Below are 20,386 nucleotides of genomic sequence, written 5' to 3'. Positions count from 1 at the left end.
ATGCTTAAACTGCGGGTGATAACCGCACTGGTGCTGCTGCCGATCGTGCTGGGCGCCATGTTTGGCCTTGAGCGCACCCCCTTCGCTATCGTTGCCGGCATCTTTTTTGTGCTGGCCGGTTGGGAATGGGCGGCCATGATGGGAAAGGTGTCCCAGGCGGTCAGAATCCTGTGGACGGTTGTTCTGGCAGGAGTCATGGTGCTGGCCGAGTTGTTCCAGCCGGCCTGGTTGCTGAATGCCATTCCTGCCTGGTGGCTGCTGGCGCTGGTGCTGGTGGTGGGCTACCCGGGTAATGCGAGTGTCTGGTATCGCACTGGTCTGATGAGCCTGGTTGGCCTGTTGCTGCTGGTTCCATCCTGGGCGGCGGTGGTGCAGCTGCAGGATCAGGGGGCGCTTGGCCTCGCTGGTCCCTTTGCCTTGCTGTTTATCCTGCTATGGGTTTGGGCAGCGGATACCGGTGCCTACTTCGCGGGCCGGGCGCTTGGCAAGCACAAGCTTGCGCCCTTGGTCAGCCCAGGAAAGACCATTGAGGGGCTGGTGGGTGGTGTCCTGTTAGCTCTTGTTGTAGTGGCGGGGGTTTACGCCAGTGGTGTGCTGCAGGCAACACTGGTGCCGCTGATGCTGGTTGCCCTGATGACTGTACTGGCTTCGGCCCTGGGTGACCTGTTTGAAAGCATGGTCAAGCGCCAGCGGGGCTTCAAGGATAGCGGCACCATTTTGCCGGGGCATGGCGGCATGCTGGACAGAATCGACAGTGTCACTGCGGCCATGCCTATTGCTCTGGCCGGCTTCAACTGGTTTGGTCTGCCGGGAGGCAGCCTGTGACACAGCGGATCACGGTGCTGGGCGCAACGGGAAGCATTGGCCAGCAGACGCTGGATGTGGTTGCCCGCCACCCGGATCGTTATGAAATTTTTGCCCTTACGGCCAGCTCCCGCTGGGAGCGGCTGGCTGAGCAGTGCCTGGCCACGGGGGCACGCTTTGCGGCCCTGACTGACGAGCAGGCCGCAGAGAAACTGTGGAACCATCTGCGCGCTGCCGGGTCGGAAACAGAGGTGCTGGCAGGGCATGACGCCCTGTCTTTTCTGGCCGCTCACGAACAGGCTGATACCGTTGTGGCGGCCATTGTGGGGGCGGCAGGTGTACGGCCCACTCTGGCAGCGGTAAAGGCGGCCAAACGTGTTTTGCTGGCCAACAAGGAAGCTCTGGTGGTAACCGGTGCCCTGTTCATGGATGCGGTCCATGAAAGTGGCGCAACCTTGTTGCCGCTGGATTCAGAGCACAACGCCATTTTCCAGTGCTTGCCCCCGGAAGGCGTCAATGCCGGGGTAGAACAGTTGCTGTTGACGGCATCCGGTGGTCCATTCCGGGAGTTCACTTCTGCTCAGCTGGAACAGGTGACGCCGGCCCAGGCGGTTAAACATCCGAACTGGGATATGGGACCAAAGATTTCCGTGGATTCTGCCACCCTGATGAACAAGGGCCTGGAATTCATCGAGGCCTGCTGGCTGTTTGATGTGGCTCCCAGCCAGATTGATGTGGTGGTGCATCCGCAGAGTGTGGTGCATTCCATGGTGGCCTACCGGGACGGCTCGGTGCTGGCGCAAATGGGGACACCGGACATGCGCACCCCTATCGCCTGCGGCCTTTCCTGGCCGGAGCGGGTAGAATCGGGCGCGCAGCGCCTGGATTTTTCCCAGCTGGCGGGGCTGAATTTCGAGCGTCCTGATACGTCACGGTTTCCCTGTTTGGCACTGGCTCGCGCCGCCATGGAAACCGGGGGGACTGCAACAGCAGTGCTCAACGCCGCCAATGAAGAGGCGGTGGCCGCATTCCTTGCCGGGAAGCTGGATTTCATGGGCATTCCGGCGGTTGTGGAACAAACACTGGCTAAGCAGCACGCGCCTCAATGCGTGGATGTGGATGCCGTCATGGATATTGACCGGCAGGCGCGGAATCTGGCCTGCCGTCTGATCAAGGAGCGCGGATGCTGACGGTTCTGGCTTTTGTCGTCACCATCGTCATTATTGTGGCCTTCCATGAGTGGGGTCACTTCCTGGCCATGCGGGCCTTTGGCGTTCGTGTGCTGACGTTCTCAGTGGGTTTCGGCCCCAAGCTGCTCAACTTCACGGACAAGAAAGGGACTCTCTGGACCATTAGTGCGGTCCCGCTGGGCGGCTATGTCAAGCCGCTGGATGCCCGTGAGGATGAAACGGCAGAAGGGCATCCCGGCGAATTTTCATCAAAACCCGCCTGGCAGCGCGTCATTACCTACGCGGCCGGTCCGGTTTTCAATTTTATTCTCGCACTTCTCATTTACTGGACGCTGCTGGCGAGCTATGGCCAGTCAGGCATGCGTGCGGTAATTGGCCCGGTTGCGCCGGAAACGGCTGCCGAGCAGGCGGGCTTCCGCCCTGGTGACCAGATTCAGGCGGTGGGCGATGTGGCGCTGGAAGGCTGGCGGCCGTTCTACAACGAAATGATCCTCCACCTTGGTGAAGAGGAACCGCTGGCGGTCTCCGTGGTTGATGCCCGTGGTGAGGAACAGGTTCGCCAGCTGGATATCGGCCTTTGGTCTGCTGATCCCGAGAGCCCGCCTCTGCAGACGCTGGGCATTAACCAGGCCGTCGTTATCGGTCAGGTAGTGGAGGATAGCGCCGCCGAACGCGCAGGCCTGCAGGCGGGTGATCTGGTGTTGACCCTGGACGGCATGCCAGTGAACGACTGGGCGATGTGGCAGGAAACAATCATGTCCAGCGCGGGTCAGGTGCTAGGCTTGACGGTGATCCGCAATGGCGAGCAGGTTACTCTGTCTGTGATTCCGGAGGAAATGACCCGGGAGGGCCAGACTTTTGGTCGGATCGGTGTGGCTGCTGGTGGTATTTATCGCCAGGAGTTTTCCCTGTTTTCCGCCATGCCGGAAGCGGGGGACCGATTTGTGGAACAGGTGGAGGTAATTCTTTCCAGCCTGGCCAAACTGGTGACCGGTAAATTGTCCCTTGATAACCTCGGTGGGCCCATTACCATCGCCCAGGTTGCCGGAGAAAGTGCCTCGGTAGGGTTGGCGAGTTTTCTGGCGCTGCTGGCGTATCTCAGTATCACTCTCGGTGTGATTAATCTTCTTCCGGTGCCCATGCTCGATGGTGGCTGGATTTTCTTTGGAATCATTGAAATGATTCGCGGTCGCAGTTTACCTGAGCGTTTTCTTTTGGCCGCTCAGGGTGTTGGGTTGACTCTGGTAGTCAGCTTCATGTTATTGGCGATCTATAACGACTTGGTGAAGCAGTTTTCATGATATTTGGGGATACTACACGCCGCCTGTGTAAAGGCTGGCTGGTCGCGATTTGCCTGTTTACAGCGTCTCTGGCCAGTGCCAATGGCATGCTGCCGTTCAAGGTGCACGATATTCGCGTAGAGGGTCTGCAGCGTTTGCCTGTGGAACGGGTTTATGCCGAGTTGCCTATCCAGGCGGGTGATACCGTGACCCGTGACAGCGTTGTGCGTGCGGTACAAACCCTGTTTGCCTCAGGCAATTTCGAGGATGTACAGCTGGGCCGCGATGGCGATGATCTTGTGGTTGTGGTGGCCGAGCGTCCGAGTATTGCCCGCATCGAACTGTCCGGTAACAAGTCCATTGATGAAGAGAACCTTCGCAAGGGGCTGACGGAGGCCGGGCTTGCTGAAGGCGAAGTGTTCCAACGTTCCACTCTGGAATCCATCGCCGGCGAACTGGAGCGTCAGTACGTCAGTCAGGGCCGCTATGGTGCCAGTATCAAGACGGAATCCATTCCTTTGCCGCGTAACCGGGTTGCCCTGAAGATTGATATCTATGAAGGCAAGGCTGCACGTATTCGTGACATCAACGTGGTGGGTAACCAGCTGTTCAATGATGAAGAACTGCTGAAGGATTTCGAGCTTCATTCCACGGGCTTCTGGTCGTTTATCAAAGGGGATGACAAATATTCCCGGGAAAAACTCAGTGGCGATCTGGAACGCCTGCGCTCCTATTATCTGGACCGTGGTTATATCAACTTTTCCATCGAGTCCACCCAGGTATCCGTTACGCCGGATCGGCGCAGTGTCTTTATCACGGTCAACGTGGTGGAAGGTGAGCAGTACACTGTCAATGAAGTAAAACTGGCTGGTGATCTGGTGGTGGGTGAAGACCAGCTCAAGCCGTTGCTCATCGTCAAGAAAGGGCAAGTATTCAGCCAGCAGCTGGTCACCTACACCAATGATCTGATCAAGCGGCGGCTGGGCAATGAGGGTTACACCTTTGCGGAAGTCCGTGGTCAGGATCACAACGCCGACGACGAAAACAATACCGTTGATGTGACCTTTTATGTGGAGCCTGGTCGCAAGGTTTATGTCCGCCGCATCAACTTTTCCGGAAATGCCAAGACCTCTGATGAGGTGGTACGGCGTGAGCTGCGTCAATTTGAAAATGCACCGGCCAATACGTCTCTGGTAGACCTTTCACGGCAGCGTTTGCAGCGCCTCGGGTATTTCAGCGTCGTCCAGGCTGACACCCCTCGAGTCCCCAACACTGATGATCTGGTGGATGTGGAATACAGCGTGGAAGAGCAGCCGTCAGGTTCCATTGGTGCCAACGTGGGTTTCTCAGATGCATCCGGCTTCATCTTTGGCGCCAATGTGACCCAAAACAACTGGAGAGGTAGTGGCAATCGTGTGTCTTTCGCCCTTAGCCGTTCCGATATCCGGGATTCGTACAGCTTCTCGCATTACAACCCTTACTACACCCTGGATGGCGTGAGTCGTGGCTTCAGCCTGTTCTTCTCCGAGATTGATTACGATGAGACCTCGGTGGCGTCCTATGCGGCGGATCGACTCGGGGGGTCAGTCACCTTTGGCTATCCGATTTCTGAATATTCCCGACTGAGCTTTGGCGGCACCTATGAGCGTACCGATATTACCACCGGGGATTTCGTGGCGGTGGATATCGCCAACTTCCTGATCAAGGAAGGCACTGAGTTCAACGAGTACAAATTCAATGCCTCGCTGTCTACCAGCACATTGAACCGGGGTATCTTCCCGGATCGTGGCTGGTCCAGCACTCTGGGTCTGGAAGTGGCGGTGCCGGGTTCTGATTATGGCTTTTACCGGGCCAACTGGACCGGGCAGAAGTATTTCCCGATCAGTCAGCGGTGGACGTTGCGAATGCGTAGTGATGTGGCCTACGGCGACGGCTATGGCGACGATGAAGTGCTGCCGTTCTTTGAGAACTACTATTCCGGTGGTATCGGTTCTGTCCGGGGCTATGAGTCTCGCTCCCTGGGGCCGCGTTCAGAGGGGTTGGCGTTTTTCCTGAACGGAACCGTCGACCCGGATCCGGACCCAATCGGGGGTAACTTGTTGACTGAGGCCAGTCTGGAACTGATTTTCCCGACCCCGTTTGCGCCGGAATCCAGAAGTGTAAGGACCTTCCTGTTTGTTGATGCAGGGAATGTCTTCGAAACCGAGCGTGATGATATTTTTGCAGACTTTGAGCCGCAGGATATCCGTACATCAGCCGGTATCGGCCTGAGCTGGTTGACCGCCATTGGTCCTCTCAGTTTCAACCTGGCCAAGGCACTGAATGACCAGCCAGGTGACGATACAGAAGTATTTCAATTTTCTTTGGGACAGACTTTCTAGGAGTTTAATAATGATGAAAAAATGCCTACTCGCCGTTGCGCTGCTACTTCCTGCCCTTGCGCTGGCCGAAACCAGTATTGGTATCGTGTACCCGCTCCAGGCGCTCCAGGAAACCACTGCGGTGAAATCCAAGATGTCCGCTCTTGAGAAAGAGCTGGCGCCGGACGAAGAGAAGCTCAACAAGCTGGGCATGGAAGTTCAGGAGCTGCAGGCCAAGATGCAGAAAGAGGCCATGACCTTGTCTCCTGAGCAGCAGGAAGAGATGAGCACCAAAGGCCAGCAGAAGATGATCGAAATCAAGAGCCTGCAGCGCAAACTGCAAGGTCGTGCCCAGGCCACCGAGCGTGAAGTGATGGAAGAGATGGGCCCCAAGTTCCAGCAGGCTATCGAACAAGTCGCGAAGGACAAGAAGCTGGATCTGGTGATCAATGCCCAGGCTGCCGTTTACGTGGGTGACAACGCCGTGGACGTAACCGAGGCCGTCAGTCAGCAACTGAACAAGATGAAGTAATGCATACGCTCGGAGAACTTGCCCGAATCCTTGATGCCGAGCTGGTTGGCGATGCCGAACAGCCGGTAGACGGGATGGGTACGATACAGTCGGCTACTGGTACCCAGATGACCTTTCTGGCGAACCCGCGCTATCGTAGTTATCTTGAGCAGACTCGCGCCGCGGTGGTGCTGCTGCAGGATGATCAGCGTGAGTTCTGTCCGGTGGCTGCCCTGATCGTCAAGGATCCGTATCTGGCGTTTGCAAAAGCCAGTGCGCTTTTCGAGGTGGCTCCGCAGGCCCAGCCAGGGATTCATCCCTCTGCTGTGGTGGATGACGCCGCAACAGTTTCGGCTACAGCCAGTATTGGCCCAAATGCGGTGATCGATGCTGGCGCGCAGATCGGCGATGGTGCGGTGATCATGGCAAATACGGTGATTGGTGCAGGCTCAATCATCGGTGATCAGTGCCGTATCTGGCCAAATGTTACAATTTACCATGGTGTCACTATAGGTCCGCGCACTATCATACACGCCAACAGTGTGCTCGGTGCCGACGGGTTTGGCTTTGCCTTTAATGGGGCAGGGTGGACCAAGGTGCATCAGGTGGGCGGTGTCAGGATCGGCGCAGATGTTGAAATCGGCGCAGGGACAACGATCGATCGGGGTGCAATCGACGATACCATCATTGGGAATGGCGCGATTCTGGATAACCAGATTCAGGTCGCTCATAACGTGATCATTGGCGACCATACCGCGCTTGCGGGTAAGGTCGGCATTGCCGGTTCTTCCAAAATTGGCTCCTATTGCTTGCTGGGCGGTGCCGTCGGGGTATCGGGTCACATTGAGATATGTGACAAGGTGCAGGTCCTGGGGATGACCCTGGTGTCCAGCTCCATCACCAAGCCTGGAACCTATGGTTCTGCCTTGCCCGCGGATGAACAGACCCGCTATCGGAAGAATGTAGCCCGCTTCCGCAAGCTGGATGAACTCGCCCGCCGCGTACGCAAACTGGAACGTTTGAGTGATTAACGGCCGCAATCTGCGGCCCTGCCTGTGTGGAACACAAGATGATGGATATCCTTGAGGTCAGGGAGTACCTGCCCCACCGTTACCCTTTTTTGCTGGTTGACCGTGTGCTGGATCTTGAACCTGGCAAGCGCGTAGAAGCCATCAAGAACGTGACGATCAATGAGCCTTTTTTCAATGGCCATTTCCCCCACGAACCGATCATGCCGGGTGTGCTGATCATCGAGGCCATGGCCCAGGCTGCCGGTATCCTCGGCTTTGTGACCGAGAACAAGAAGCCGGCAGATGGCTTCAACTATCTGCTGGTGGGCACCGACAAGACTCGCTTCAAGCGTCAGGTTCTGCCTGGCGATACCCTGCATTTGTTCGCCGAGCATGTCACCACCAAACGCAATATTCTCAAGTTTGTTTGTCAGGCCAAGGTAGACGGCAGGATTGTTGCCAGCACTGAAATGCTGGTTGCCGAACACAAGAGCTGAGAGCTCCTCCAACCGGCAAACTAACGGTCGGATCGAGTCGCGTACTGACGTATACTTGGCACACTTACATCAAGAACAAGTGATAACACCATGATTCATCCGACCGCCATTATTGATCCGGCCGCGGAGCTTGCAGAGGACGTGCAGGTCGGCCCGTATTCCATCATCGGCCCTGATGTAAAAATCGGTGCCGGCACCGTGATTGGTCCCCATGTGGTTGTCAACGGACCGACAACCATTGGCAAGAACAATCGCATTTTCCAGTTCGCGTCCGTGGGCGAAGAGTGCCAGGACAAGAAGTACAAGGGTGAACCTACCCGGCTGGAAATTGGTGACGACAATGTCATCCGTGAATCGGTGACCATTCATCGCGGCACAATCCAGGATAATTCCCTGACCCGCATCGGAAGCCGTAACTTGTTGATGGCTTACGTTCATATCGCTCACGATTGCATGATTGGCGATGATTGTATCCTTGCCAACAATGCCTCCGTAGCTGGCCATGCCCATGTGGGTAATGGTGTGATTCTTGGCGGCATGACAGGTGTACACCAGTTCTGCAAGATTGGCTCATACTCCATGACCTCCGGCTGTTCCCTGGTCCTCAAGGACATTCCTGCTTATGTGATGGTGTCCGGTAACCCGGCGCAGGCACGCAGCATGAACTTCGAAGGCATGAAACGCCGTGGCTGGTCCAAAGAGGTGATTGCCACCCTTCGCAACGCCTACAAGGTGATCTATCGCCAGGGGCTCACGCTTGAGCAGGCCCTGGGGGAGCTGGAGTCCATGCCTGCCGGTGACGAACTGCAGATCCTGATCGACTCCCTCAAGACATCCGAGCGCGGCATCACACGCTAACATGGAGTTTCGCAAGGACGCTCCGCTGATTGCCCTGATCGCCGGTGAAGCGTCCGGCGACATCCTGGGCGCGGGCCTGATGAAATCCCTGCAATCCCGCTATCCCCGCGCACGATTTATTGGCGTCGGGGGCAGCGAGATGGCGGCAGCGGGTCTGGATAGCCTGTTTCCCATGGAGAAACTGTCGGTGATGGGTATCACCGAGGTGCTTTCCCATCTCCCCGAATTGCTACGTTTACGCAAGCAACTGATCCGCTTTCTGCTGGATCATCAGCCGGATGTGGTTATCGGCATTGATTCCCCGGATTTCACGCTTCCCATTGCCCGGCGCCTCCATGACCGCGGCCTGAAGACCGTGCACTATGTGAGTCCATCAGTCTGGGCCTGGCGTCAGGGCCGCATCAAAGGCATCAAGAAAAGCATTGACCTGATGTTGTGCCTGTTGCCCTTCGAAGCCCGTTTTTATGAAGAGCATCAGGTGCCGGTGGCCTTTGTGGGGCATCCGCTGGCGGACAGGGTGCCTCTGAACACCGATACCTCAGCTGCGCGTGGCGCTCTTGGCCTTGGCAACGACGACACCCTGGTCGCGGTATTGCCTGGTAGCCGGGGTGGAGAAGTGGCGCAGCTGATGCCGGTGTTTCTTGAGGCCATGGTTGCCCTCAATGCAAAACGCCCGGCGCTGCGTTTTGTGATCCCGGCGGCCAATACCGCCAGACGGGAGCAGATTGAGACTTTGCTGCAACAGGCCCCGGATTTGCCCGTCACGGTTGTGGATGGCGAGAGCCGCACGGTGATGTCCGCCGCTGATGTGATTCTGATGGCGTCAGGCACGGCCACCCTGGAGGGCCTGCTGGTAGCCAAGCCCATGGTGGTGGGTTACCGGGTGGGCAAGGTTACCTACGCCATTGCCAGCCGGTTAGTGAAAAGTGAATTTGTCTCATTGCCCAATCTGCTATGCCGGGAGGCCATGGTGCCCGAGCTGATCCAGAACGATCTGACCTGTGATGCCATCGTGTCGGAAGTGACTCGCTGGCTGGACAACCCGGATCAGGCGCAAGCTCTGGTGTCTCGATTCCAGGCCGTGCATGAGCAGTTACGTGGCGGTGCCAGCGAAAAAGCTGCCGAGGCTGTCAGTCAGTTGCTGGAGCGCTGAGATGGATCCGTTTTCCGAGTACGCACTGGACGATCCCTTTGTACCCTCCCGCTTTACCTGGTCTGCGGGTATGCGTGTGGCCGGTGTGGATGAAGTAGGGCGTGGCCCGTTAGTTGGGGCGGTTGTTACCGCGGCCGTGATTCTCGATCCGGCACAGCCGATTCCCGGGCTGGCGGACTCCAAAAAGCTGAGTGAAAAGAAGCGCTTGCAGCTGGAAGATGAGATCAAGTCGAAGGCTTTGTGCTGGGCGCTCGGCAGGGCGGAACCCCACGAAATCGACCAGCTGAATATTCTCCATGCCACCATGCTGGCCATGCAGCGTGCGGTACAGGCACTTTCCCTTGACGCCCATGCTGTCCTGGTAGACGGTAACCGGGTGCCGTCACTGCCGTGTCCTGCAGAGGCAGTGGTGAAGGGTGATGGGCGGGTGCCTGCAATCTCGGCCGCATCGATTCTGGCCAAGGTGTCCCGTGACCGGGAAATGCAGCTACTTCATGAGCAGTATCCCCAGTATGGCTTCGATCGTCACAAGGGCTATCCTACCAAGGTCCACCTGGCGGCATTGAATGAACATGGCGCCCTGGCCGAGCATCGTCGCTCCTTTGGCCCGGTTTCCGCCGCAATAGCACAAGGTAAGTTGTTTTGAGCCAACCGCGTTTTGTCCATCTGCGTCTGCATACCGATTTCTCCCTGTCTGACGGGGTGGTGCGGGTCAAGGAACTGATTAAGAGCTGTGCCGCGAATGCCATGCCCGCCGTGGCGGTAACAGATGACTCCAACCTGTTCGCCATGATCAAGTTCTACAAGGCGGCCATGGGGGCAGGGGTAAAGCCGATCATGGGCGCGGACCTGTGGGTGCAGTCCACCCATCTTGAAGAACCGGCGCGGCTGTCCTTTCTGGTTCAGAATGAAGCGGGTTACCAGAATCTTACCCTGTTGATCAGTCGCGCCTGGCAAACCAACCAGGACCGCGGGCTGGCGCTGGTGAAGCCGGAATGGCTGGCAGAGCTCAATGAAGGCCTGATTGTCCTGTCGGCGGCCAGCCATGGTGAAATTGGACAGTTATTGCTGGCAGAGAAGAATGAGCTGGCGGCTGAACAGGCCGCCTGGCTGGCTTCCATTTATGGCGACCGTTTTTATCTGGAGGTACAGCGCACCTCACGCCCTGGCGATGAAGACTGCCTGCATGCCTCAGTGGCGTTGGCCGAGCAGCTGGGCTTGCCGGTGGTGGCCACCAATGATGTGCGGTTTATTCGTCGTGAAGATTTCGAGGCCCATGAAGCCCGGGTCTGTATTCATGATGGTAATACGCTGGAAGACCCCCGTCGGCCCAAGAAGTATTCGGAACAGCAATATCTGAAGTCGGAAGAGGAGATGGTGGCGCTGTTTTCCGACCTGCCGGAAGCGCTGGAAAATACCGTCGAGATTGCGCGCCGCTGCACCCTGGATATCCGTCTGGGTGAAAACTTTCTGCCGGATTTCCCGATCCCGGAAGGGATGACGATCAATCAATACTTTGAGCAAGTCTCCAGGGAAGGGCTGGAAGATCGTCTAAAGGTGCTGCTGGATGAAAACGATCCCGCATACGCCGAGAAGCGCAAGGAATACGATGATCGTCTCAAATTCGAGCTGGATATCATCAACCAGATGGGGTTCCCGGGTTACTTCCTGATCGTTGCTGACTTTATTCAGTGGGGCAAGGACAACGAAGTGCCGGTGGGCCCGGGCCGGGGCTCCGGTGCTGGTTCGCTGGTAGCCTATGCACTCAAGATTACCGATCTCGATCCCATCGGCTATGACCTGCTGTTCGAACGTTTCCTTAACCCGGAACGGGTATCCATGCCTGACTTCGATGTGGATTTCTGCATGGAGAAGCGGGATCAGGTGATCAACTATGTGGCCGACAAGTACGGCCGCCAGGCAGTAAGCCAGATCATCACCTTCGGAACCATGGCCGCCAAGGCGGTGGTGCGGGATGTGGCACGGGTGCAGGGCAAGCCCTATGGCCTGGCCGATCGGCTTTCGAAAATGATTCCACCCACTCCGGGTATGACCCTGGAGAAGGCTTTCGAGCAGGAAGAAACCCTGCGCGAGTTTTTGCAAAGTGATGAAAACTCTGACCGGGAGTCAGCCAACGAAATCTGGGAAATGGCTCTCAAGCTTGAGGGGCTTACCCGTAACGTGGGCAAGCACGCCGGTGGGGTAGTCATCGCGCCCGGCAAGCTCACCGACTTTGCGCCGCTGTATTGCGAAGAAGATGGCACCAACCTGGTGACACAGTACGACAAGGATGATGTGGAGGCGGCCGGACTGGTGAAGTTTGACTTCCTCGGCCTGAAAACGCTGACCATCATCGACTGGGCTGTGAAAGCGGCCAACGTGAAGCGTCACCGGGAAGGGCAGGATAACCTGGTGATCGACCACATCCCGCTGGATGACAAGGCCAGTTTCGATCTCCTCAAGCGTGGTGACACCACTGCCGTCTTCCAGCTGGAAAGTCAGGGCATGAAGGAGCTGATCAAGAAGCTCAAGCCGGACGTTTTTGGTGACATCATCGCTCTCGTGGCTCTGTACCGCCCGGGGCCGCTGGAATCGGGCATGGTGGACAACTTCGTCAACCGGAAACATGGTCGCGAGCCGCTGGCTTTCCCTGATCCCCAGTACCAGCACGAATGGCTTGAGCCGATTCTGTCGCCGTCCTACGGGGTCATCCTGTATCAGGAGCAGGTGATGCAGATTGCCCAGGTGCTGGCCGGCTATACGCTGGGCGGCGCGGATATGCTGCGCCGGGCCATGGGTAAAAAGAAACCGGAAGAAATGGCCAAGCAACGGGCGATTTTCGAGGAAGGTGCCAAGGGGCAGGGTGTCGATCCGGATCTGGCCATGAAGATCTTCGATCTGGTGGAAAAATTCGCCGGCTACGGCTTCAACAAATCCCACTCCGCGGCTTATGCGCTGGTGGCCTACCAGACCGCCTGGCTGAAGGTTCATTACCCCGCAGAATTCATGGCCGCCACCATCTCTGCGGATATGCAGAACACCGACAAGGTGGTGACCTTCATTGATGAGTGCAAGACCATGGGCCTGAAGGTGCTGCCGCCGGATGTGAATTCCTGTGGTTACCGCTTCACGGTGAACCCGGAAGGGGACATCGTCTATGGTCTGGGTGCCATCAAGGGATTGGGCGAAGGGCCCATCGATGCCATCGTGGCCGCCCGCGATGATGGCAAGGGTGATTTCAGGGACCTGTTTGATTTCTGTCGTCGTATCGACCTGAAAAAAATCAATCGTCGCTCCCTTGAGGCCATGGTTCGCGCCGGGGTGCTGGACAAGCTGGGCCCTACCCCGGAATCGGAAAGCGAAAGCTTCCATGATCGCGCCTCCATTCTGGCCACCTTGCCGGACGCCATTGCTGCCGCCGACCAGGATGCCCGCAATGAAGCCGCAGGCATCATGGACATGTTCGGTGCCGTGGATGAGTCCCCGGCCACGGCGGTGGAATGGAAGCGTGCGCGCAACTGGAATGATGACACTCGCCTGAACGGTGAGCGTGACACCCTCGGGCTTTTCCTTACCGGTCACCCCATTGATCAGTACGAAGGCGAAGTGCGCCAGTTTGTCTCTTCCCGTCTTAACGCGCTTCAGCCCACGGCCAAAGGTGAGGCGGCCATGGTGGCCGGTCTGGTTGTGGCACTGCGGATTACTCGCAGCAAGCGAAGCGGCGAACGGATGGCATTCGTGACCCTGGATGACAAGACCGGTCGAGTGGAAGTCTCCGTGTTCGGCAAGACCTTCGCCGAATTCGGTGAATTGGTTCAGAAAGATGCCTTGCTGATCTTCAAGGGCGGGGTGCGAAATGACGAATACACCGGTGGCTTCAATCTGATTGCTGATGAAATCATGGATATGCGTCAGGCCCGGGAAACCTTTGCTCGTCGCCTGCGACTGACCGCATCCGTACATGACTCCCTGCCAGATCGACTGCAGCAGACTCTGTCTCCCTATCAGGGCGGCAGTACACCAGTTCTGCTGGATCTGGATCATCAGGTGGCGGCGGCCAGCTTCTGGCTGGGTGATGAGTGGAAGGTCAGCCCCCATGACTCCCTGGTGGAAGAGCTGCGGGTACAGTTCGGTGATGATGCGGTGCGGGTGGAGTACTAGGTCCGCAGCACGGGAAAGGTCGAAAGGCTCCCGCAAGACCTCCGCGTGTCGCCTGAAGCATGTTGCATTTGGCGTCTCCCGCTGAAACAGTTTGCAACCTTCACAGGGGAAGCATGTCTCGACCTTTTTGTGCGGTTCCCGCTACACTTGGGCGGCATAAACAAGGTGTAGGCTCGGGAATGGGCTTACACCAAGACAATTTCAAGACGCAGGCTCAGATATGAACCCGAACTTCCTCGAATTTGAACAACCTATCGCAGACCTGGAAGCGAAGATCGAGGAATTGCGGTTGGTGGGCAGTGGCAGCGAAGTCAACATTTCTGAAGAGGTTGGCAAGCTGCAGGAAAAAAGCATCAGCCTGACCGAGTCGATCTTCAAGAACCTGTCTTCCTGGCAGATTTCCCAATTGTCCCGGCACCCCAAGCGTCCCTACATGCTCGATTACATCAAGCGCATCTTTGCGGACTTTGATGAACTGCATGGAGATCGGGCCTTTGCCGATGATCCGGCCATCGTGGGTGGTGTCACCCGCCTGGATGATCAGCCGGTCATGGTGATCGGTCATCAGAAAGGCCGTGAGGTGAAGGAAAAGGTGCGCCGCAATTTTGGCATGCCCAAGCCGGAAGGCTATCGCAAGGCGCTGCGCCTGATGGAAATGGCCGAGCGTTTCAATATGCCGATCCTGACGTTCATCGACACCCCGGGTGCGTTTCCGGGTATCGACGCAGAAGAACGTGGTCAGTCGGAAGCCATTGCCCGCAACCTGCGCGTGATGTCTCAGCTCAAGACACCGATCATTGCCACAGTGATTGGCGAGGGCGGTTCTGGCGGCGCACTGGCCATCGGTGTGTGTGATCATCTGCAAATGCTGGAGTTTTCAACCTATTCGGTAATTTCCCCTGAAGGTTGTGCATCCATTCTATGGCGTAGTGCTGACAAGGCGCCGGATGCCGCTGAGGCCATGGGGCTGACGGCGGGTCGCCTGCATGAGCTGGGTATTGTGGATCAGGTGATCAAGGAGCCCCTGGGTGGCGCGCACCGTGATTACGACATGGCTGCGGATTCCATCCGCAAGTCCTTCGTGAAGCAGCTGGCAACTCTCAAGGATATGGAGATCGACGCGTTGGTAGAGCGTCGCTACGAGCGCCTGATGAGCTACGGCAACTTTACCGCCGAGACCGCTGACGAGTAACCATGAGTGATCCGGCCGGGTTTTGCCGCGAACTGGCAGAACAGGCGCCTGACGGGCCTTTGCTGCTGGCGCTTAGCGGCGGGCTCGATTCCTCCCTGCTGTTGCATCTCCTGGTCCGGGCGGGTCTCGGTCCCCGTCTGTCTGTGGTCCATGTGGATCATCAACTCCAGGCTGACAGTCCGCACTGGTCCCGGTTCTGCCAGACGTTGGCCGAGCAGTATGACATTCCCTTCATTCTCCAACAGGTCAATGTAAACGCCACGCAAGGGCTGGAAGCTGGCGCCCGAGATGCCCGCTATGGCGTGTTGTTGCCCCTGGCTGCCAACCAGGGGGCTACGCTGATCACTGCCCATCACCGCTCGGATCAAGCGGAAACGCTGTTATTGCGATTGCTGAGAGGGGCCGGCGTACAGGGACTGTCTGCCATGCGTCCCTTCACCCGGCGTGAGGGGATAACTGTCTGGCGCCCCATGTTGTCTCTGGACCGTGAGACGCTGGCAACGTGGGCGGACGCAGAGCGGGTTGCCTGGCGAGATGATCCCAGCAATATGGATGAAAGCCTGCGTCGCAACTTGCTACGGCATCGTGTCATGCCGTTGCTGCGTCAAACCTGGCCGGGTGCGGACGCGACTCTGGCCCGTGCCGCTGATCACATGTCCGAAGCGACGGGATTGCTGGAGGAGATTGCCATTAGCGATGCTGCCAGTCTGGGCGTGTCTGGCCGGGTGCTTCCGGTTCAGAATCTGCAGACCTTGTCCGCGTCCAGGCAGCGCAATCTGGTGCGTTGGTGGTTGCAGCACAATGGTGCTACAGCCCCTAGCCAGGCCGTGCTGGCGGAGTTGCTTGCGGTACAGTGGGCCGCCGATGACAGTCAGGCCCGGGTAGAGTGGGGCAACTGGGCGACTCGACTGTATCGCGGGTCTCTGTATTTGTCGGAGCGGCAGGGGTTCCAGCCTTGGGCCGGGCCTGCGCTTTGGCGAGAGGGAGGACCACCCCCTCTGCTGCCAGCCTGGCGCTGGAGTCGTCAGGCCACGGAGGCTGCCGTGCCTGTGCTGCGGCCACCGGGTGATCTCACTCTCAATGTCCTAAAGGGCGCCTGCCGGATTGAACGCAACGGCATGCACCAGCAAGTCAAGGAGCTGTGGCGAGCCGCTGGCGTGCCGCCCTGGCAACGTAAGCAGTGGCCTCTGCTTTACCGGGAAAATATCCTGGTGTCCGTGCCGTTGCTGGGGCTGGCTGATGGCGAGCTAGTGACAGCCAGCGAACAATGGTTCCTGGTGCCTGACAGCGCCTGAGCGAATTCCTGAGCCCGGGTTTTTTCATCAAGCCTCGCATGTAAGCCTGGACTGACAGCAAAATACGCTGGCGGCTCCTCGTGTTGCTCTTGCTGTTCTGCCACACTCTGTTTCTTGATAGACACTGATCAAAGGGTCAGTAATGGGCTTTGTGCCATGAATTTGCCCAAAGAGAGAATTTCCAATGACAGCATCCATGCAGCAGCACTTGCAGAACAGCTTCAAACTTCAGTCCTTCCGGCCCGGTCAGCAACAGGTAATAGAAACGCTGCTGGCTGGACGTTCTGCGCTGGCGGTGTTCCCCACCGGGGGCGGTAAAAGTCTGTGTTATCAGCTGCCCGCGCTGATGCTGGAGGGTCTTACCCTGGTTGTGTCGCCACTGATTGCCTTGATGAAGGACCAGGTGGATCAGCTTAACAGGCTGAACATTCCTGCTGCGCGACTGGATTCCAGTGTCGATGCGGAAGCGCTCAAGCACATCTATCGCGGGCTTGACGAAGGCACCATCAAGTTGCTTTATGTGGCACCGGAGCGGCTTGCCAACGAACGGTTTTTGGCAAGGTTAAAACGGTTGCGCATCAGCATGATGGCAGTGGATGAGGCCCATTGTGTTTCGGAATGGGGGCACAACTTTCGCCCGGATTACCTCAAGTTGGCCCGGCTCGCCGGGGAACTGAAAGTGGGCAGAGTACTGGCCCTGACGGCCACCGCGACGCCCCAGGTGGCCGGGCAGATACGTGACAGCTTTGCCATCGCGGCCACTGACCATGTTCAGACGGGCTTCTTTCGCCCGAATCTGGCGCTCACCGTGGCGCCTGTTGTGCCGGCAAGGCGGGATGAGCAGCTGTTTCAGGCGTTGTCATCGGGGCCCGATGGGGCATCAATCGTATACGTCACCCTGCAGAAAACGGCAGAACAGGTGGCCGCATATCTGAAGCGCAAGGGGCTTTCGGCACGGGCTTACCATGCGGGCCTGAAAGACGAGGCACGGCACCAGGCACAGGAAGACTTCATGACCGGCAAGGTGGACATTGTGGTTGCCACCATTGCTTTCGGGATGGGCATCGACAAGTCCGATATCCGTGCCATTTATCATTACAACCTGCCCAAGTCGCTGGAGAACTATATGCAGGAGATTGGTCGGGCAGGGCGGGATGGCAAACCATCTCGCTGTGTACTGCTGGCCAGTCTGGATGATCTCACCGTGCTGGAAAATTTCAGCTATGGCGATACCCCGGATCCGGAGGCGCTGGCAGGATTGGTGCATTGGCTGTTGAGTCAGCCCGAACAGTTTGACCTGTCCGTACACGAACTGTCTGGCCAGTTCGATGTGCGGCCTCTTGTCATCAATACTCTGCTGACCTACCTGGAGCTCGAAGGGGTGGTGCGAGCCACTGCGCCGTTCTATACCGAATACAAGTTGGGTTTCATTACTCCACAGGATGAGGTGTTGGCCCGGTTCGATGCCAGCCGGGCCGAGTTTTTGCAGGCACTGTTTGCCACCGGTAAAAAGGGCCGAACCTGGCTGACACTCAAGCCGATAGCTGCTGCCCGGGAGCTACAGGTAGAGCGGATAAGGGTTCTCAACGCGCTCAATTATCTCGAGCAGCAAGGGATGGTGGAGTTGAGGGTGGCTGGCGTGCGACAGGGGTTCAGGATGGTGAATCCGCCAACGTCCAGTCAGGCATTGATTGAGCGATTGCAGTCTCAGTTTCAGCTGCGCGAGCAGCGAGACATCGAGCGGCTTCAGCAGGTGGCGGGCTGGGCGCAACGTAGCGGTTGTTATCAGCAGGCCCTGGTGGAGTATTTTGGGGAAACCCTGTCAGAGCCCTGCGGACAGTGCAGTGCCTGCCGTGGCCAAACCGTGGCGATGCCTCAACGTCAATACAATGAGGTTGATCTGGCAGTCATTGGCAAGGTGCGCAACGAACAGCATGACGCGTTGGCGACGCCCCGCCAGTTGGCCCGTTTCCTGTGTGGTATTACCAGTCCCAAAGCCAGCCGCGCCCGTCTTGGCAGGCATCCGGCCTTTGCAGCAATGGTGGATACCCCGTTTTCAGAAGTCCTGGCCGGTTGCGGCGAGAGCCAGTCCTGATTTCGGCTGCTTGCCGGTTGCCCCGCCTAGACGGAAAACGGAACGGGAAATTATTCACCTGACAGGGCGATTGCCGATTGAGGCGGGCCGCCGGTTCTGTTAACATTTTCTCCCGTCCTGATGTAGCGCAAGCCCCTGAAATTTCAGGTGTTCATCCATCACTTGCGTAGCTGGCCAACCCGATCCAAGAGCAACCCTTGCCCGTGATGCCACGAGCAGGGTGTTTTTTTTATTGGGGCCGGTTCACACTTGATGGTGCGCTACTAACCCATTAGGGAATCTGCGGTATTGCCAGCCCTCACCGGAGGCGTTACCTGTCGATCCCAAGCAATCTGGTGAGTGCATGTCACGTTTCATCTTTGTCACTGGCGGTGTGGTGTCTTCCCTTGGTAAGGGGATTACCTCTGCCTCTCTGGCTACCTTGCTGGAAGCACGCGGCCTCAAGGTTACCCTGATCAAAATGGATCCCTACATCAATGTGGATCCCGGCACCATGAGTCCCTACCAGCACGGTGAGGTGTTCGTGACCGAAGATGGCGCCGAAACCGATCTGGATCTTGGCCATTACGAGCGCTTTATTCGCACTCGGCTCAATCGTCGCAACAGCTTCACCACCGGCCGTGTCTATCAGGACGTGCTGGACAAGGAGCGCCGTGGCGAATATCTGGGCGCTACGGTGCAGGTGATCCCGCACATCACTGACGAAATCAAGCTCAAGATCCGCGAAGGGGCGGGCGATGCGGATGTCGCCATCGTCGAAATTGGTGGTACCGCTGGTGATATCGAATCCCTGCCGTTCCTGGAAGCGGCCCGGCAAATGCGTGTGGAGCTGGGTTCCAGTCGCTCCCTGTTGGTGCATCTTACTCTGGTCCCCTATATCGCCACAGCTGGTGAAATCAAGACCAAGCCCACCCAGCACTCCGTGAAGGAGTTGCGCTCCATTGGCTTGCAGCCGGATGTCCTGGTGTGTCGTGCGGATGATCCAATTCCACAGAGTGCCCGTGAAAAAATCGCCTTGTTCACTAATGTGGAAGCCCGTGCGGTAATTTCTTCACCAGACTGCAAAACCATTTACCAGGTGCCCCGTGGTATGCACGAGCAAGGCCTGGATGCCATTGTGGTCGAAAAGTTCGGGCTCGATCTGCCGGAACCTGATCTGAGTGAATGGGACCGCGTGGTGGAAGCCCAGCTCAATCCGGAAGGCGAAGTCACCGTTGGCATGGTGGGCAAGTACATCGAGCTGGTGGATGCCTACAAGTCTTTGAACGAAGCTCTTATTCATGCCGGTATCAGTAACCGCGCCAAGGTCAATATTCTTTACCTGGACGCGGAAGATATCGAGCGTGATGGCACTGGCGTGTTGGAGAACCTGGATGCCATTCTGGTGCCGGGTGGCTTTGGTGATCGCGGTACCGAAGGCAAGATCGCAGCCATTCGCTATGCCCGTGAGAACAAGGTGCCTTACCTGGGGATCTGCCTGGGTATGCAGCTGGCGGTGATCGAGTACGCCCGTGATGTGGCGGGTATCGAAAAAGCCCATTCTTCCGAATTGAAACCGGATACTCCGGATCCTGTGGTGGGTTTGATTACCGAGTGGACCACCGAAGATGGCCACAAGGAACAGCGTTCTGCAGATTCCGATCTGGGTGGCACCATGCGTTTGGGTGGTCAGGAGTGCGTGCTGGAAGCAGGCAGTCGTGCGGCGGATTGCTACGGCGCTACCCGTATCATCGAGCGTCATCGCCATCGCTACGAAGTGAACAACAATTATCTGCCGGCTCTTGAAGCCGCGGGTCTGAAGATTGTAGGCCGCTCTGTGGATGGCGAGCTGGTAGAAGTGATCGAAGTGGCGGACCACCCGTGGTTTGTGGCTTGTCAGTTCCACCCGGAGTTTACCTCCACCCCCCGCGACGGCCATGGGCTGTTCAAAGGGTATGTAGCGGCAGCCCTGTCTCACAAGGCGGCTCAATAAGCCGTACA

Annotated in this window: 15 protein-coding genes; all 15 read left to right on the top strand. The window is 57.6% G+C overall.

What is annotated here, in order from left to right; all coding sequences use genetic code 11:
• Positions 1–825 carry a phosphatidate cytidylyltransferase gene (locus GQF00_RS03465; RefSeq protein ID WP_161317739.1) on the top strand — a complete coding sequence of 275 codons (825 nt, stop codon included), beginning with the start codon at positions 1–3 and terminating at the stop codon, positions 823–825.
• Positions 822–1,994, top strand: a complete 1,173-nt coding sequence (ispC, locus tag GQF00_RS03460) for a 1-deoxy-D-xylulose-5-phosphate reductoisomerase (protein WP_161317738.1) — start codon at positions 822–824, stop codon at positions 1,992–1,994. Before GQF00_RS03465 ends, ispC begins: the two co-directional genes overlap by 4 nt.
• A complete protein-coding gene (gene rseP, locus GQF00_RS03455; protein WP_161317737.1) occupies positions 1,988–3,295 on the top strand; it encodes an RIP metalloprotease RseP in 1,308 nt (435 codons plus the stop codon). Before ispC ends, rseP begins: the two co-directional genes overlap by 7 nt.
• Positions 3,292–5,655 carry an outer membrane protein assembly factor BamA gene (gene bamA / locus GQF00_RS03450; protein ID WP_161317736.1) on the top strand — a complete coding sequence of 788 codons (2,364 nt, stop codon included), beginning with the start codon at positions 3,292–3,294 and terminating at the stop codon, positions 5,653–5,655. Before rseP ends, bamA begins: the two co-directional genes overlap by 4 nt.
• 10 nt (positions 5,656–5,665) lie before the next feature.
• The gene (locus GQF00_RS03445) at positions 5,666–6,166 is read left to right on the top strand and encodes an OmpH family outer membrane protein (protein WP_161317735.1); all 501 of its coding nucleotides are present in this window, start codon (positions 5,666–5,668) and stop codon (positions 6,164–6,166) included.
• Positions 6,166–7,176, top strand: coding sequence for a UDP-3-O-(3-hydroxymyristoyl)glucosamine N-acyltransferase (gene lpxD, locus GQF00_RS03440; RefSeq protein WP_161317734.1), 1,011 nt, complete (start codon positions 6,166–6,168; stop codon positions 7,174–7,176). The genes GQF00_RS03445 and lpxD overlap by 1 nt, the downstream gene beginning before the upstream one ends.
• A 38-nt stretch (positions 7,177–7,214) precedes the next feature.
• Positions 7,215–7,652, top strand: coding sequence for a 3-hydroxyacyl-ACP dehydratase FabZ (gene fabZ / locus GQF00_RS03435; protein ID WP_202560328.1), 438 nt, complete (start codon positions 7,215–7,217; stop codon positions 7,650–7,652).
• A gap of 90 nt (positions 7,653–7,742) precedes the next feature.
• Complete coding sequence (gene lpxA / locus GQF00_RS03430; protein WP_161317733.1) at positions 7,743–8,510, top strand: acyl-ACP--UDP-N-acetylglucosamine O-acyltransferase; 768 nt, start codon at positions 7,743–7,745, stop codon at positions 8,508–8,510.
• 1 nt (position 8,511) lies between these two features.
• Complete coding sequence (gene lpxB / locus GQF00_RS03425) at positions 8,512–9,663, top strand: lipid-A-disaccharide synthase (RefSeq protein WP_161317732.1); 1,152 nt, start codon at positions 8,512–8,514, stop codon at positions 9,661–9,663.
• A 1-nt stretch (position 9,664) separates the two neighbouring features.
• Positions 9,665–10,309 (top strand): ribonuclease HII, encoded by a 645-nt coding sequence (gene rnhB / locus GQF00_RS03420; protein WP_202560327.1) that lies wholly within the window; start codon positions 9,665–9,667, stop codon positions 10,307–10,309.
• Positions 10,306–13,824 (top strand): DNA polymerase III subunit alpha, encoded by a 3,519-nt coding sequence (dnaE, locus tag GQF00_RS03415; RefSeq protein ID WP_161317731.1) that lies wholly within the window; start codon positions 10,306–10,308, stop codon positions 13,822–13,824. The genes rnhB and dnaE overlap by 4 nt, the downstream gene beginning before the upstream one ends.
• A gap of 220 nt (positions 13,825–14,044) precedes the next feature.
• Positions 14,045–15,016: an acetyl-CoA carboxylase carboxyltransferase subunit alpha gene (locus tag GQF00_RS03410; protein ID WP_161317730.1), complete on the top strand. Its 972-nt coding sequence runs from the start codon at positions 14,045–14,047 to the stop codon at positions 15,014–15,016.
• Positions 15,017–15,018: 2 nt separating this feature from the next.
• Entirely contained in the window at positions 15,019–16,311 is a 1,293-nt protein-coding gene (gene tilS / locus GQF00_RS03405) for a tRNA lysidine(34) synthetase TilS (RefSeq protein ID WP_161317729.1), read from the top strand.
• A gap of 184 nt (positions 16,312–16,495) precedes the next feature.
• Positions 16,496–18,406: an ATP-dependent DNA helicase RecQ gene (locus tag GQF00_RS03400; protein ID WP_161317728.1), complete on the top strand. Its 1,911-nt coding sequence runs from the start codon at positions 16,496–16,498 to the stop codon at positions 18,404–18,406.
• A gap of 343 nt (positions 18,407–18,749) precedes the next feature.
• Positions 18,750–20,378: a CTP synthase gene (locus GQF00_RS03395; RefSeq protein ID WP_161317727.1), complete on the top strand. Its 1,629-nt coding sequence runs from the start codon at positions 18,750–18,752 to the stop codon at positions 20,376–20,378.
• Positions 20,379–20,386 lie beyond the last annotated feature (8 nt).

The organism is Alcanivorax sp. DP30 (assembly GCF_009882945.1).
GTDB lineage: Bacteria > Pseudomonadota > Gammaproteobacteria > Pseudomonadales > Alcanivoracaceae > Alcanivorax.
This window is presented reverse-complemented; position numbering and strand designations above follow the sequence as displayed.

Coding starts and splice junctions, on each gene's coding strand:
- GQF00_RS03410 (WP_161317730.1), top strand. CDS start 14,045: ATGAACCCGAACTTCCTCGAATTTGAACAACCTATCGCAGACCTGGAA.
- lpxD (WP_161317734.1), top strand. CDS start 6,166: ATGCATACGCTCGGAGAACTTGCCCGAATCCTTGATGCCGAGCTGGTT.
- tilS (WP_161317729.1), top strand. CDS start 15,019: ATGAGTGATCCGGCCGGGTTTTGCCGCGAACTGGCAGAACAGGCGCCT.
- GQF00_RS03465 (WP_161317739.1), top strand. CDS start 1: ATGCTTAAACTGCGGGTGATAACCGCACTGGTGCTGCTGCCGATCGTG.
- fabZ (WP_202560328.1), top strand. CDS start 7,215: ATGATGGATATCCTTGAGGTCAGGGAGTACCTGCCCCACCGTTACCCT.
- rseP (WP_161317737.1), top strand. CDS start 1,988: ATGCTGACGGTTCTGGCTTTTGTCGTCACCATCGTCATTATTGTGGCC.
- rnhB (WP_202560327.1), top strand. CDS start 9,665: ATGGATCCGTTTTCCGAGTACGCACTGGACGATCCCTTTGTACCCTCC.
- lpxB (WP_161317732.1), top strand. CDS start 8,512: ATGGAGTTTCGCAAGGACGCTCCGCTGATTGCCCTGATCGCCGGTGAA.
- GQF00_RS03400 (WP_161317728.1), top strand. CDS start 16,496: ATGACAGCATCCATGCAGCAGCACTTGCAGAACAGCTTCAAACTTCAG.
- GQF00_RS03445 (WP_161317735.1), top strand. CDS start 5,666: ATGATGAAAAAATGCCTACTCGCCGTTGCGCTGCTACTTCCTGCCCTT.
- GQF00_RS03395 (WP_161317727.1), top strand. CDS start 18,750: ATGTCACGTTTCATCTTTGTCACTGGCGGTGTGGTGTCTTCCCTTGGT.
- bamA (WP_161317736.1), top strand. CDS start 3,292: ATGATATTTGGGGATACTACACGCCGCCTGTGTAAAGGCTGGCTGGTC.
- lpxA (WP_161317733.1), top strand. CDS start 7,743: ATGATTCATCCGACCGCCATTATTGATCCGGCCGCGGAGCTTGCAGAG.